We start from the raw sequence: 14,951 nt of genomic DNA on the forward strand, positions 1-14,951 counted from the left end.
GGGTACTCCGTGATCGTTGCGATGCGTGCCGCGTCAGCGCCGCACGAAAGGATTGGGGATTTCGGCGGTGGTGGAGATCCACACGCTCTTGGTTTCGAGATATTCCATCATGCCTGCGATGCCGCCCTCGCGTCCGACGCCGCTCATGCCGAAGCCGCCGAAGGGCGAGGTGGTGCTGGTGGAACGGTAATTGTTCACCCACACCGTTCCCGCCCGCAATCGTTCGGACATCAGGAGGCCGCGTCGCAGGGATTCGGTCCACACACCGGCCGCCAGGCCGAATTCGGTATCGTTCGCGATTCGAATTGCATCTTCCTCGTCGCGAAAGCGCAGAACGCTGAGGACGGGGCCGAAGACTTCCTCACGCGCGATGCGCATGTCGTTGGTTACGTCGGCAAAGATCGTGGGTTCGAAGAACAGTCCGTTGGGGAAGTCGGGAACCGCGCGGGGTTTGCCGCCGGCGACCAGGCGCGCGCCGTCCTGCTGCGCGATGGCGACATAGGAACGGATTTTCTCGAACTGCGGCCGGGTGGAGATGGGCGCGATCTGGGTCGCCGGGTCGGCGGGGGAGCCGAAACGGACATCGCGGATGAAATCGACCAGGCGTGCCAGAAACGCATCGTGGATACTGTCCTGCAGCAGCAGGCGCGAGCCTGCCACGCAGGTCTGGCCGGAGGCGGCGAAAATGCCCGCAACCGCCCCCTTGACCGCCTGGTCCATATCCGCGTCGGCGAAGACGATATTGGGAGATTTGCCGCCCAGTTCGAGCGTCACGCGCTTCATGTGCCGTGCCGCCTTCTCGGCGATGATGCGGCCGGCTTCCGGACCGCCGGTGACGGCGATGCGCTGGATGCCGGGATGGCAGACCAGGGCGTCGCCCGTCACGGCGCCGCGACCGGTGACCACATTGACCACGCCCGGCGGAAAGCCCGCCAGTTCCACAAGCTTGACGAATTCCAGCAGCGAGGCCGACGTGAATTCGGACGGCTTGAGGACCACCGTCGCGCCCGCCGCCAGGGCCGGCGCCAGCTTGAGGCTGGTCAGCGGCAGGGGCGAATTCCATGGCATGATGCAGGCGACCACGCCGCAGGGTGCGTATGTCGTGAAATTGAAGATGCCGGGCTTGTCTGATGGAATCACGGAGCCGCCGACCTTGTCCGCCAGTCCGCCGTAATAATAGTAATATTGCGCCATGTAGCGCATCTGCATGGAGAGTTCGGCAATCAGCTTGCCGTTGTCCTGGAGTTCGACCCTGGCCAGCCAGTCGGCGTTCTGTTCGATCAGGTCGCCCAGCCGGCGCAGCAGGGCGCCGCGCGCGGTCGGCCGCATGGTGGCCCAGGGGCCGGTGGTGAAGGCGGCCGTGGCCGCGCGGACCGCGCGGTCGACATCCGATGCGGTGCCGTCGGGCACGCGTGCCCAGACGGTGCCCGTGACCGGATTGTCGGAATCGATCCAGCCCTCGCCGTCGGAATCGACGAACGCGCCGTCGATATACTGGCGGTAGACGAAGCACCCATCCTCGGCGCGAGGGGTGGGCGCCAGACGGGAATCGGTCGGAGTGACATCGACAAGCAGCGCGCTCATGCTGGTTTTTCCTGCTCCGTTCGGGGTGTTTGACTTCATATGTATTATGTGTATGACATTAAGTCATGAACCGCAAGCGACATCGTTTCGGTTGCGGCACCCATGGAGCATGAAAAGAGACGCCATGACAGGAAACACCGCTCGATGAACGGTAAGGTCATCATCTGCGGCGCGGGACCGGTGGGTCTCGTCACGGCGCTGCGTCTGGCCCGCGCGGGCGTTTCGGTCTGCGTTCTCGAAAAGCGGGAGACGATCAATGTCGCGTCCAAGGCGTCGACATTCCATCCGCCGACCCTTGATATCCTTGACCGGCTGGGGTTGCTCGAACCGGTGCGCGGGCGGACGCGCGTGGTGCGGGCCGCCCAGTACCGTACGGTCGCGGGGCCGTTCGCGCGCTTTCCGTTCGAGATGCTTGCCGACCTGACCGAGCATCCGTATCGCGTGCATGTCGAACAGGCTGAAATCGCGCGGGCGGCGCTGGATGCGCTGGAGAGGCTGCCCCATGTGCGCCTGCTGTTCGGTGCCGACGTGCTGTCGGTCGAGAGCGCGGATGGCGCCGCTTGCGTGCGGTTCTGGCATGATGGCCGCGAGCAGGCGCTGGAGGCGGATTTCGTGCTGGTGGCCAACGGGGCGGGCAGCGCCCTGCGCGAGCAGATGGGCATCGGTTTCGATGGCAAGGTCTATCCCGGCGAAGTGCTGCGTGTGATCACCCGTGCGCCGATGGCCGATTTCATTCCTGGTCTGGACGGCGTGACCTATCTGTTCGACGGCAATCGTTCGATCAGCCTGCTTGAAATGCATGATTGCTGGCGCGTCATCCTGCGTCCGTCGGACGCGGCGCTGGATGAGACGCGGCGTGATCGGGCCTGGGTCGAAGCCGTGCTGCGCGATGTGCTGCCGGCGGCCATCGCGGCGCCGCCGGTCGATGGCTGGGACCTGTATCGCGCATCGCGGCGCATTGCCTCGCGCTATGCGGTGGGTCGTGCCGTCCTGATCGGGGATGCGGCCCATGTGACGAATACCCGCGGCGGGATGAACATGAATTGCGGCATGCATGACGGGTGCGTGATTGCCAATGCGGTCCTGCGTGCGCTGGAGAGCGGCGACGTGGCGCCGGTTCTGGCGGCAGCCGAACGGCGGCACAGGGTAGGCAGCACGCTGCTGGCGGAACGGACCGACCGCAGCGTGGGGGACCTGTCGCACTGGGCCGAGCGCGTGCGCGCGATCGCGGCCGACCCGCGGGAGGCGCGGGCATTCCTCGTCGAGACCTCGATGCTCGACATGATCGACCGGGAGGATATCGATGCGATCTGAGACACTGGCTGCCGCGCAGCGCGCGGGGCTGACCGATCTGGAGGGGATGCCGCGGCTGGGTGTTCTCGTGCCGCCGTCCAATCCGACGGTCGAGCCCGAACTGGCGCGCCTTCTGCTGCCGGCCGGCAAGCTGTACGCCGCGCGCTTTCCGGTGATGCCGGATACCACGCTGGACGAGCGTAACGCGCGCTATATCGACTTGTATGGCCCGACCCTGGGACAGATGGCGGGGCTGTCGCTGAATGCGGCGGTGGTGGGGCTGACCGGGCCGAGCTATCGCCTGCTGCCGGACGGGGACCGGGCATTGTCGGAGCGTCTGGGGACGGAGGCGATGAAGGTGGCGACGGCCAGTCACGCCATCGGTTGCCTGCTGGGGGCGCTGGGCGTGCGGCGGCTGGCCCTGGTCTCGCCTTACCAGAAGGCATTGACGGCGCAGGCCGTGGCCTATTGGGAGGCGGCCGGCCATGACGTGGTGCAGGTGGTGAGCCTGTCGGAAACGTTCCGTGCCTACGAGATGGGTACGGCGGACGTTCAGCGCGGGCTGGATGGCATTTCGGACGAGGCGCAGGCGGTCGTCATCAGCGGGACCGGCCTGCTGACGTTGCCGGCGATTCTGGCGGCGCGGCAGGCGGGGAGCGTGCCGGTCCTGTCGTCGAACATCGCCTGCGCGTGGTGGCTGCGCCGGGCGGCCGGCGTGCGCGTGTCCGCGCCGGTGCTGGAGGCCGTTCTGCCGGAGGTGGCGTGACCGCGGCCGCCATCCTGCCCCCGGAGGGGCGGTGGGCGTGGAGGATGGATGGATCACGCGTGTCGTTCCGTGCTTCATTGCGGGGCAAACCGACGCGAGTTCCCAGAATTTTCATGGCTGCCAAGAAACCGACCATCCAGACCGCCCTGCGCGATATCGAGCCCCTGTCGCAACAATCGCTGATTCCCCTGCATCATCGTGTCTACGTCGTGCTGTATCGCAAGCTCATGGAGGGCAGTTTCCAGCCGGATGAGCCCATGCCGACGGAGGCGGAACTGTCCGAGGTCTTCGGCGTGTCGCGCATTACGCTGCGCACGGCGATGAAGCGGCTGGAAAGCGAGGGGCTGATCCGCCGCCTGCGTGGGCGCGGGACCTTTCCGCTGGCGGCCCCTATCCGGGCGGCCATGCAGTCGACTGCCGTACGGCGCAATCAGGTGTCGCTGGCCTTCAAGACCCAGGTGCGGATCGTCGGTTATGAAACCGTCGATGCGTCGCCGGTCATGGCTGAACAACTGGGCGTGCCGGTCGATGCGCCGTTGCTGCGGATCGAGCGCGTGCGCTCGGACACGCGCTCCGCGATATCGCATTCCGTCTGTCTGCTGCCCGCGGAGTTCGCCCGGTTCCTGCCGCGCCGGCAATTGGGGACGCTGCCGGTTTCCGCCGCGCTGGAAGCCGCGGGCGTGGAACTGCACGATTTCGACGAGCACCTCAACGCCTGCGCGGCCGATGAAACGGCGGCCGAGGCGCTGGGGGTGGATATCGGCACGCCGCTGCTGTCCATGCTGCGAATCGCGCGGGATGCCGCCGGGCGTGTCGTGGAGCGGCTGATGGTGGTGTACCGCCCGGATCGGTACGAATATTTCCTTTCCTATTCGGCGGAAAGCCTGCGGCAGGGCGAGCATGCCCTGCATCTGAGCGTGCGCGACCTGGCCCCGCCCGCGGCGGGAACGGAATGACCGCCGCGCCTTCCGGCCGCCTGCGCGGCGAACTCGGCCTGGCCGACGTGGTGGCCCAGGCTGCCTCGGGCGTCGGGCCGATCTATTCGGCGATCGTCTTCGTGCCGCTGGTGACGGTGGGGGCTTCGGGCTTCGGCGCGGGCGGGGCGGTGCCGCTGTGCATTCTGATCGCCGCGTTTCTGCTGATGGCCGTTGCCCGTGTCTTTGCGGGGTTCGCGCGGCAGGTCCGCACGCCGGGATCGTTGTACGATTACCTCAAGCTTTCTCTCGGGCGTCGGGCGGGCACCGTGTTCGGGCTGCTGTTCTATGCCTGTGCGATTGCGGCCTTCGTCAACGGTACGCTGACGTTCGGGGGGCTGGCGGCCACGATGGCCGACCATCTGACCGGCCATGTGCTGCCATGGTGGCTGGGGGCGCTGGGTGGGCTGGCACTGGTGGCGCTGTCGGTTTCCCGCGGCATCACGATGGCGGTGCATCTGCAGCTTGCCATCAGCGTCGTGTCGATCGGTGCCGTCGGGCTGTTCTCCGCCTGGGTTCTGGTGCAGTCGCCGCATCTTCCGGCGGTGGCGCAGGCGGGGCTGCTGCCGTCGGCGCAGGGGCACGGGCTGGCCGGTGTCATGATGGGGTTGAGCTTCGCCTTTTTCATGTATGGCGGTTTCGAGGGGGCGGCGAGTCTGGCCGAGGAATGTCGCAACCCGACGCGGGCCATTCCGCGCGCCATGATCCTGACGATCTGGGTCAATGCGGCCTTCTACCTGCTGACGGCCTTTGCGGCCCTGGCCGGATTCGGTGCCGACGCGGGGCGCCTGGGCGGACAGGAGATGCCGCTGCTGGCCCTGGCGGCGGACCCGCGATACGGCGGGCCGGCGATCGAGGGCATTCTGATGACGATGACCCTTGCCGACGTACTGGCGATGATTACAGCCGGCAGCATCGCCATCGCGCGCGGCTTGCTGTGCCTGGCGCGCGACGGGGTGCTGCCGGCCGCCTTTGCCCGCACCAGCAACGGGCGCGGGGTGCCGGTGATGCCCAATCTGGCCCTGCTGGGTGGAACGGCGGCGCTGGTGGCCGTGATCCGCATTGTGACGGGGCCGGTACCGGGACAGGAATCCTATATGGGGTGGTTCATCTGGATCGGCACATTCGCCAGTCTGAACCTGCTGATCGCCTGGTGTGCGACCTGCATCGGCGGATTCGTGATGGGGCGGCGACCGGGGGGAGGCGGCGAGATGCGTTTCTGCGCGGCGATCGGCACGGTCGCGACCCTGGCGGTGATCGGGGTTACGCTTGGTCTGCAGGAAGGATCGGAGCGGTTGGTACCGCTGGCGAGTGTGCTGCTGGCGCTGGTCGGATGGTGGGCGATGCGTCCAGCGCGGTCATGAGGTTGGCGCGCGCCTTTTCGATATGCTGCTCCATCAGCGAGCGGGCCAGGTCGGCGTCGCGCGAGCGGATGGCGCGCAGGATCTGCCAATGCTCCTGGTATGCGACGCTCTTGCGTTCCGGCCGGGCGCCGGACCAGCGGCGATAGAGCCGGAGCAGCGGATAGAGATCGCCGCCCAGGACCGCCGAGATGCGCGGGCTGCGCGCATGCTCGATCAACTGGAGGTGAAAGTCGAAATCGTCGGGGGGGATGTCGGGATCGCCCAGGTCGCGGCGGCGCGCCTGTTCGAGCGCGGCCAGCAGGCTGGTGATTGCGGACTCGTCCATGCGGGTGGCGGCCAGGGCGCAGGCGCGGCCTTCCAGTGCGACGCGCATATCGAACAGGTCGTCTACCGCTGCCCTGTCCAGCAACGCCACGCGTGCGCGGGCGAAAGGCTCGCGGGTGACCAGGCCGATGCCCTGCAGGCGGCGTATCGCCTCGCGCACCGGGCCGCGGCTGACGCCGAACTGACGGGCCAGGGTCGCTTCGCCCAGCGTGGCGCCGGGGGCGATCCCGCCCGAATGGATCAGGGCCAGGATGTCACGAAACAGCGCTTCGCCCAGCGAGCGGGCGCTGTCGTCTTCCTCCTGACCGTCCATGGCATTCTCCTTGATCCTGTTGTCACCCCGCGCCGGACGTACGGTGGAGATAGCGGCCGCGACGTGTCTCCGCTTCGTCCGTCAGGGTGCCGTTTTCCATCATGACGCGGCCTCCGGCAACTGTCAGGGACGGCCAGCCACGCAATGTCATCCCCTCGTACGGCGAATAGTCGGAATGCGATTCCAGCGTCGCCGCCTGCACCACCCTTTCGCAATCGGGATCGACGACCACCAGGTCGGCGTCGTCGCCGACCCGCATGGAGCCTTTGCCGGGAATGCGATACAGGGCCGCGACGTTTGCCGATGTGACGGCCGCCAGGCGTTCGGGCGGGATGCCGCGCCGGTGCCATCCTTCGGTGATCAGCACCGGCAGCAGGGTCGCGATGCCGGGAAAGCCCGCCGATGCCTGCCATATGTCGGGGCCTTTGGTCGCGCGCTTGCGTGGGACGTGATCGGAACCGACGGTGAGAATCTGCCTTTTTGCAATGCCGTTCCACAAGGCGTCGACATCGCGCCGGCCGCGCAGCGGGGGATTGACCTTGCCCAGCAGGCCGGCGGTGCTGTCGGTCGACAGGGACAGGTAGTGGGCGCAGGTCTCGACCTCGATCGGGGCGGGATGCCTGCGACCGCGCAGCATCTGGACGATATCGAGCCCCTCGCCGGCCGACAGGTGTACGATGTTGACCCGGCAGCGTGTCTTTTCGCTGAAATAGCCGACGCGGAACACGTTCTCGGCTTCGAGGAAATCGGGGCTCTGTTCGTCCCAGGCCGCCAGATCGTCGCGGCCGGCTTCGCGCAGCGGGGTGCGCAGGCCGGGAATGACCTCGACATTCTCGCAATGCACACCCAGCACCGAGCCGGGCAGGGATGCCAGTTGGCGCATTGCCGCGAACAGCAGTCCGTCGTCGATTTCGGTAAAGCCTTTCGCGGCGCCGGAAGCGCCTTTGTACATCAGGTAGAGTTTCGCTGAATTGACGCCGAAACGCTCCATGACCTCGGGCAACTGGGCGACGTGGCGCAGGCTGGTCAGGCCGAAATGGCAGCCGAAATCGAGACAGGAAAGCCGTTCGCCGGCAGCGATCCAGCGGGGGGTGGAATCCGCGAGGTCGGCTGAGCGGTGGAAACTGAGATAGGACGTGACGCCACCCAGCGCCGCCGAGCGGGATTCCGTGCGGAAATCGTCGTCGCCTGCTCCAAAGCCGAAATGGGTGTGCGGGTCGATCAGTCCCGGCATGATCCAGGCGCCGTGGCAGGGAATCACCCGGTGGGCGGGAAGGTCTTCGCCCTGGGCGAGGATGGCGGCGATCTTTCCGTCGCGGACCGCGACGGAGCCCCGGCCCGTTCCGAGGTCGGGCCAGACGATCAGCCCGTCCTTGAGCAAGAGGTCAGCCTTCATGGTCATCTGCTCCGTGTTGCGGCCGCAGGTCCGGGGCAACCGCCGCCAGCAGGGCCTCGTGTATGCCGCCCTGCCGCAGGAGGGCGCGTTCGCTGTTCGTCAGCAATGCCGCATGGGTGACGAAACGGCGGATGCCGGTGTCTCCCGCGGCTTCGACGGTGATTGGGGCGCCATCGGCGATGCCGGCCCGCAACCCGTGAAAGGAGAAGGTCTCGCGGCCGCTCAGCCCGAGTTCCGGCCAGCTTTCGCCGTCCGCGAACAGCAGGGGAAGGACGCCCATCCCGACCAGGTTGGCGCGGTGAATCCGCTCGAAATCGCGGGCGATCACGATTCGTACGCCCAGCATGGCCGTGCCGCGGGCCGCCCAGTCGCGGCTGCTGCCGGTGCCGTAACGATGGCCGCCCAGCACGATCAGGGGCACGTCGCGGGCGCGCCATGCCATGGCAGCGTCATGGATGGTCTGGCGCGTGCCGTCGGGGCCGGGTGTTTCCCACCCCCTGCCGTCGCCGGCCAGCGCATTGCGGATACGGATATTGGCGAAGGTCGCGCGTGTCATCACCTCCGGGTTGCCGCGGCGGGCGACGTAGGTGTTGAACGCTGGACGTGCGATGCCCAGGCCGGAGAGGTAGCGTCCGGCCGGACTGTCTGGCGGAATTTCGCCACTGGGCGAGATGTGGTCGGTTGTCAGGGAATCGCCGAATGCCGCCAGCACCCTTGCGCCGTCGATATCGTCCAGCGACCAGTCTGCGCCATTCTGGGCGCCGAGGCGGGGGCGGCAGAGATAGGCGGAGTCCGGCCGCCAGGGATAGGTATCGCCGCCCGGTGCCGCGAGGGTGCGCCAGAGGCGTCGGCTTTCCTCGGGCGCTTCACCAGGGCCGCCTCGGCCCGCATTGTCGCCGAGGGCCGCGGACAATTCCTCTGACGTGGGCCAGAGGTCGCGCAGATGGATAGGCGCGCCGGTGGAATCGTGGCCGACAGGGTCCGATTCCAGATCGAGATTCACGCGTCCCGCCAGGGCGAAGAGGACCACCAGGGGAGGCGAGGCGAGGTAGTTTGCCGGCAGCAGGCGGTGGATGCGGCCCTCGAAATTCCGGTTGCCCGACAGCACGGCGACGGCCCGTACGCCATGCCGTTCGATCGCCTGTTCCATCACTGGCAGCAATGGCCCCGATTTGCCACCGCAGGTGGTGCAGCCGTAGCCGGCAATCGCGAAACCCAGTGCCTCCAGCGAAGCGAGCAGGCCGGTGCGTTCCAGCAGTGTTTTCACCGAGGGCGAACCGGGGGTCATGGACGTCTTGACCCACGGGGGCACGCGCATGCCGCGTGCGACGGCTTTGGCGGCGACCAGACCGGCTGCCAGCATGACAGAGGGATTGGCGGTATTGGTGCAGGAGGCGATGGCCGCGATGGCGACTGCGCCGTCGGCGATGCCGTCCGCCTGGCGAAGGGTGCCGTCTTCCTCGTTCTGCAGCGTGCGGAAGGAGCGTGCGGCGTCTGCGAGGGGCAGGCGCTGTTCCGGCCGGCGTGGACCTGCGACGGACAGGCCCAGTGTCGACAGGTCGATCCGGATGACCCGATCATAGATGGGATCGGGAGGGGGGAGAGCCAGAGGCCGGAAGAGGCCGCCGCGCCGGGTCCATGTTTCCAGATCCGTTGCTGCGCCGCGTGTTGCGGCCATGTAGCGGCAGGTTTCCTCGTCGACGGCGAAGAAGCCGCAGGTTGCGCCGTATTCGGGTGCCATGTTGGCGAGGGTGGCGCGTTCTTCCAGCCGCAGGTGGCGTATGGCGGGGCCGAAGAACTCGACGAAGGCGCCGGTGACGTTGGCGCGGCGCAGCGTCTCGGTCACCAGGAATGCGAGGTCGGTCGTCATCACGCCGGGGGGCGGGATGCCGTCGAGCAACGCGCCCACGATTTCGGGGACCGGCACGACATAGGGCTGGCCGAGCAGGGCGGCTTCGATATCCAGTCCGCCTACGCCCCAGCCCAGTACACCCAGTGCGTTGACCATCGGGGTATGGGAATCGCCGCCCAGGACGAACTCCGGATGGACGATCGTACCGCGTGGCGTGGGGGAGGCCACCATGATCCGGGCAAGGCGTTCCAGATTGATCTGATGAATGATGCCGCTGCCCGGCGGGTGAAGCGTCAGCCCCGGCATGGCCTGCTGCGCCCATTTGAGAAAGGCGTAGCGTTCGGTATTGCGCTCGTATTCGCGGGCAAGGTTACGGATCAGCGCATCGGGTGTACCGCTGACATCGACCTGCAGGGAATGATCGACGATCAGATCGAGCGGGACGCATGGCGAGACCGCCCGTGCGTCGCCGCCACGCGCAGCCGCGATGTCGCGCATGCCGGCCAGATTCTGCAGGACCGGCACGCCGCTGGAATCGGGAAGGATCACGCGGGAGACGGCGAGCGCCACGCCGCGGCCGCGATCGGCGGGGGTGCGGCGGACGATCGCCTGGAGATCGGCCAGGGTCGTGTCCGACAGGTGGTCGCCTTCGACCCGCAGGGCCTGGCGGGCGACATTTTCCAGCAGGATGCGGGCACAGAATGGAAGCGCATTGGGCGTCGTGCCGAGCCGGGCGGTGATGACCGCCAGGTCGACCTGGCTGGGTGGGGTGTCGGTCCAATATGAGCGCTGCATGTGTCGACACTATTTTAAGATATCATCCTGAATCAAGTCATTCATTTGGTATAAGTGTTGACAGTTTGGCGGGGTGCTGACTTATTCCGGCTACGGACATTTGACATGAAGGACTCCGATGACCCGTTCCACGGCTCTTCCCTCTGCCGCCGCGCGCCTGCGGGAGTTGATCTCGTCCGGTGCGTTCCTTGTCGCGCCCGGGGTCTATGATGGTTACAGCGTGCGGCTGGCTGAGGCGGCGGGGTTTTCCTGCGCCGCGACCAGTGGCGCGGCGATCGCGAATGCTGTGCTGGGCATCGAGGACGTCGGCCTGATGGGGTTGGCGGAAAACGTCGCGCAATGCCGCACCATCGCGCGTGCCGTGTCGATTCCCGTGACGGCCGACGCGGATAATGGCTATGGCAATCCGATGAATGTCTGGCACACGACCCGCATGTTCGAGGAGGCCGGCCTGGCGGGCATGAATATCGAGGACCAGGCGAGCCCGAAGCGGTGCGGCCACATGCCGGGCAAGGCGCTGGTCGGCCGGGCGGAGATGGTCAAGAAGATCGAGGCTGCGTGCATGGCTCGTCGCGATGACGATTTCGTCGTTATCGCCCGTACCGATGCGCTGGCCGTCGAAGGGCTGGAAGCCACGCTTGAGCGGGTGCGGGCCTATGTCGCGGCTGGTGCGGACATGATCTTTCCCGATGCCGTAGGCTCTGAGGAGGTGATTGCGCGCATTGTCGAGGCGGCCGGGGTGCCGGTATCGATCAACATGGGTTTCGGTATCCGTGCGCGGCCCACGACGCCGCTGATTTCGCCGCGACGACTGAAGGAACTGGGGGTGCGCCGGATCAGCCTGCCGCGCATGTTGCCCGCGGCGGCGATCATGGGTATGCGCTCGGCGCTTGCCGCCATGAAAGCGTCTATCGAAACGGGCGAGACGGTCGAACGGCCGGATCTGCTGGTCGGGATAGACGAGATCTGGTCGCTGATGGGGTTTCCTGCGATGCAGGCGCTGGAACGTTCGCTGCTGACGACGGATGCCCTTGAAGAACGGTATGGAGCGGAAAACGAATCGTAATTTCATTTTTTTCCGATCCAGGATCAAAAATTTATATTCCGGAATCGGATTGGTGCGTTGACGCAAGGATATCCGGCGCTAAAGTATTATAGGTATGACAATATACAGAAGATAGCGTTGTCCGTTGAAGGTTGGTGCCCCATGACCTCTTTGCATTCGCAGGCCTCACGTCTAACCCGGTTTCTCATGCTTTCGGCATCGGGCATCGCCTTGATGGCGTCTGCCCAGGCCCGGGCCCAGTCGCAGATAGCGCCCCATGCGGCCCCGCCAGCCCTCCCGCACAAGGCCGCACGTCCGTCGGTGGTTTCTGCTGCGAAGGCCAGCGCGACGCCGGCGGGCCGTGTCGCAAGGGCTGCGGTGGTGCCCGAGACGCTCAACGTCGTCGCCAACGGGCGTGGTTCCACCCGCCAGCTTCAGGCGGCGACGCGCACGATGATCGCGAATTATGTGCCGGGCACCAGTCCGCTTAAGATCCTCGGCCAATTGCCGGGGGTCGTCTTTACCTCCGCCGATCCGATGGGGGCTTATGAATGGTCGGCCAGGATCTATTCCCGCGGGTTCAGTGAAAACCAACTGGGTTTCACGCTCGACGGCATACCGCTCGGCGAACAGGGCTATAATACCTATAACGGATTGAGTTCGACCCGCGCCGTCCTGACCGAAAACCTGCATGACGCTTCGATCTCGCAGGGTGCGGGGTCGGTCGACGTGGCGTCGACCAGCGGGCTGGGGGCTGCGATCAGCTTTCATACGCTCGATCCATCGGACAAGGCGGGCGGGCTTGTCGAGCAGACATTCGGCAGCAATTCGGCTTTTCGAACCTTCGCCCGCGTGGACAGCGGTGTTCTCAATGCGACCGGTACCAAATTTTCCGCATCGTTCGCCGATTCCACGATCGACAAATGGAAAGGCTACGGGGCGAACAAATATCAGCAGGTCAATTTCAAGCTCGTCCAGCCGATCGGGACGCGCAGTTCGCTGACGGCTTATTTCAACTGGGCCAATCGTCAGGAAGTGGACAATCAGGACCTGTCGCTGAACTATATCCATACGCTGGGCACGCGGGTCGATAATTACTATCCGAATTACAAGGCGGCCTATCTCGCGGCGCAGGGGACATATACCCATGGCGAAAATCTGACCAATGACCCGAAGGATGTCAGCTATTACGAATCATCGGGGATACGAAAGGATTATTTCGGCTATCTGACCTTCAGGTCGGATATTACCAGCCGGTTGAGCGTTCAGGCTTCGGTCTATGGCGATTACGATCCGGGGCTGAGTACGTTTACGTCGCCCTACGGTTCATCACCGAACGGTGCGCCGCTTCAGCTTCAGGGATATTCGCTGGATGTACAGCGTGTCGGTTTTCTGACCTCGGCGAAATACCACATCGCCCATAATCACCTGAGTGCGGGCATCTGGTATGAGAACAATCAGTTCAGAAACGACCTGCATCTGTATCAGGACCCTCTGCTGGGGCAGGGATTGCCGCCCGACCCGACCACATGGCTCAACCCGCGTGATTCCTTTGACCATGCCTATGGGTATGTGTTCAACACCAATACGTTCCAGACCTATTTCCAGGATACGTACGACATCACGTCGAACCTGCATGTGAATGCGGGGTTCAAGTCGATGCTTGTCACCACCCATGACGGGATCACGGGCAACGATCCGTCCTATACCGGATACGACACGCTGCCTTCGGGAACCAAGACGGCATATAGCCCGTTCCTGCCCCAGGTGAGCGCGAACTGGCGCTTTACCCATAACGACGAGCTGTTTTTCGATTTTGCGCGCAACATGCGTGCATTCAATCAGTTCGGATTGAGCGGGGGGGCTTCGGCATCGGCCTGGTCGGTCGGCGATCCGGCAGTCTTTCAGCAATCGATGAAGCTGAAGCCCGAAGAGTCGAATGTTTATGAAATCGGCTATCGTCATGACGACCGGTATCTGTCGGCATTGTTGACCGGCTATCGCGTCAATTTCCAGAACCGGCAGCAGGTTGTCAGTTCCGGACCGATCATCCAGCTGGTCGGCGCCCTCAACAATGTTGGTGGTGTGACCACTGATGGTGTCGAGGCCAGCGTGACACTGCATCCGTTCGTCAATAATCGGTTTCTGCAGGGGTTGTCGTGGTATAACAGCGTCAGTTGGAACCGCTCGACCTTCGACAATAATTTCACGGATTCGAACGGGCTGCAGCGGATCAAGGGCAAGCAGGTTCCGAACTATCCGTCCTTCATGTGGAAATCGTCGCTCGTCTATCGCTACGGCAATGCCAGTGCCAATCTGGATGCGACCTATATGTCGCGCCGTTACCTCAGCTACATGAACGATGCCTGGGCGCCGTCGAATTTTATCATGAATCTCGGTGCGCGCTATCGGTTCGGCGGCTATGGCATCCTTCAGCACATCACGCTGGAGTTCAATGTCTACAACCTGTTGAACAAGAGCTACATCGCGACTGTGGGTGAGCAGGGCAACCCCATCAGCGGCGATTACCAGTCGATGCTGATCGGTGCTCCGCGCCAGTTTTTCGGAACCGTGCGCGCGGAGTTCTGATACCCTGCGGGGCGCGACTCCCGCCCCGGAGACCCCGGGGCGGGCATTCATGTCGTCAGGATGCGTCCAGCGTCATCAGCGACGCGTTGCCGCCTGCGGCGGTGGTGTTGGTGCTGACCAGCCGTTCTTCCAGCAGCCATTCAGGTAGCGGGCCCTGCGGCGTGAGGATATGGCAGGTCACCACCGGGCCGTCATCGAGAACCCGCAGAGCCGCGGACAGGCCGGGGGCGTCGGGTTCGGCGAGGATGGTGGCCGGTGCCGGGTCGACCAGTGCGATCAGCGAAGCGATGTCTGGCACCGTGCGGATGTGCGGGCGCAGGGCGGCGGGCAGGTCGGCGGTCCAGGCTGTGGCGGGGCCTGCCAGCAGCACCACGCTGTTGCCGGTAGCCAGCGCCATGCCGGTGGCGCGGCGGGCGGCGGCTTCCGAGCCTGTCAGGCACAATACGCTGCCGCGCGGTTCCAGCGACCATAGATTGGTTTCACCCACGGGGCCGGGCATGGGCACGCGCAGCCCGTGCAGAGGCTGGCCGATGATGCCGTCCGGGTGGCCGGAGCCGGCCGAGAAGGCCTGCCAGTCGCGGGCGGCCTGGGGCAGATGGCCGGGGTGGCTGTCCGGCAGGTCGGCGGCGGCTGGCTCGGGAGGCGTGCAGGCGGGG

10 protein-coding genes and 1 pseudogene are annotated in these 14,951 nt (G+C 65.4%); 6 read left to right on the forward strand and 5 right to left on the reverse strand.

Going from position 1 to position 14,951, the window contains the following annotated elements:
• Window positions 1-33 precede the first annotated feature (33 nt).
• Entirely contained in the window at window positions 34-1,584 is a 1,551-nt protein-coding gene (locus ABF821_RS03845) for an aldehyde dehydrogenase (protein WP_183008515.1), read from the reverse strand.
• A 144-nt stretch (window positions 1,585-1,728) separates the two neighbouring features.
• Here ABF821_RS03845 and ABF821_RS03850 point away from each other — a divergent pair, with 144 nt between their 5' ends.
• From ABF821_RS03850 to ABF821_RS03865, 4 genes are all read left to right on the forward strand, one after another.
• Window positions 1,729-2,898, forward strand: a complete 1,170-nt coding sequence (locus ABF821_RS03850) for an FAD-dependent oxidoreductase (protein WP_415529090.1) — start codon at window positions 1,729-1,731, stop codon at window positions 2,896-2,898.
• Entirely contained in the window at window positions 2,888-3,643 is a 756-nt protein-coding gene (locus ABF821_RS03855; RefSeq protein WP_415529091.1) for a hypothetical protein, read from the forward strand. Before ABF821_RS03850 ends, ABF821_RS03855 begins: the two co-directional genes overlap by 11 nt.
• Window positions 3,644-3,756: 113 nt before the next feature.
• The gene (locus ABF821_RS03860; RefSeq protein WP_182974212.1) at window positions 3,757-4,599 is read left to right on the forward strand and encodes a GntR family transcriptional regulator; all 843 of its coding nucleotides are present in this window, start codon (window positions 3,757-3,759) and stop codon (window positions 4,597-4,599) included.
• Entirely contained in the window at window positions 4,596-5,981 is a 1,386-nt protein-coding gene (locus ABF821_RS03865; protein WP_415529092.1) for an APC family permease, read from the forward strand. Before ABF821_RS03860 ends, ABF821_RS03865 begins: the two co-directional genes overlap by 4 nt.
• Here the strand turns inward: ABF821_RS03865 and ABF821_RS03870 are convergent.
• Genes ABF821_RS03870 through ABF821_RS03880 form a run of 3 tightly spaced genes read right to left on the reverse strand, consistent with a single transcriptional unit; the run spans window position 5,881 to window position 10,661 of the window.
• On the reverse strand, window positions 5,881-6,618 hold the full coding sequence (locus ABF821_RS03870; protein WP_182974214.1) for a GntR family transcriptional regulator: 738 nt from the start codon (window positions 6,616-6,618) through the stop codon (window positions 5,881-5,883). The genes ABF821_RS03865 and ABF821_RS03870 overlap by 101 nt on opposite strands.
• A 22-nt stretch (window positions 6,619-6,640) precedes the next feature.
• Complete coding sequence (locus ABF821_RS03875; RefSeq protein WP_415529093.1) at window positions 6,641-8,014, reverse strand: dihydroorotase; 1,374 nt, start codon at window positions 8,012-8,014, stop codon at window positions 6,641-6,643.
• Entirely contained in the window at window positions 8,004-10,661 is a 2,658-nt protein-coding gene (locus ABF821_RS03880) for an aconitate hydratase (RefSeq protein ID WP_415529094.1), read from the reverse strand. The genes ABF821_RS03875 and ABF821_RS03880 overlap by 11 nt, the downstream gene beginning before the upstream one ends.
• A gap of 118 nt (window positions 10,662-10,779) precedes the next feature.
• Between ABF821_RS03880 and ABF821_RS03885 the strand changes: the two genes are divergently transcribed.
• Together ABF821_RS03885 and ABF821_RS03890 are read left to right on the forward strand one after the other, a co-directional pair.
• Window positions 10,780-11,727 carry an isocitrate lyase/PEP mutase family protein gene (locus ABF821_RS03885; RefSeq protein WP_114728077.1) on the forward strand — a complete coding sequence of 316 codons (948 nt, stop codon included), beginning with the start codon at window positions 10,780-10,782 and terminating at the stop codon, window positions 11,725-11,727.
• 213 nt (window positions 11,728-11,940) lie between these two features.
• Window positions 11,941-14,295, forward strand: a complete 2,355-nt coding sequence (locus tag ABF821_RS03890) for a TonB-dependent receptor (RefSeq protein WP_415529095.1) — start codon at window positions 11,941-11,943, stop codon at window positions 14,293-14,295.
• Between the two features lie 55 nt (window positions 14,296-14,350).
• On the opposite strand, the pseudogene ABF821_RS03895 reads toward ABF821_RS03890, so the two are convergent.
• Window positions 14,351-14,951: pseudogene (locus tag ABF821_RS03895) on the reverse strand (hypothetical protein); the annotation flags it as partial.

Origin of the sequence: Gluconacetobacter sp., assembly GCF_047721585.1 — a bacterium.
Classification (GTDB): domain Bacteria; phylum Pseudomonadota; class Alphaproteobacteria; order Acetobacterales; family Acetobacteraceae; genus Gluconacetobacter; species Gluconacetobacter dulcium.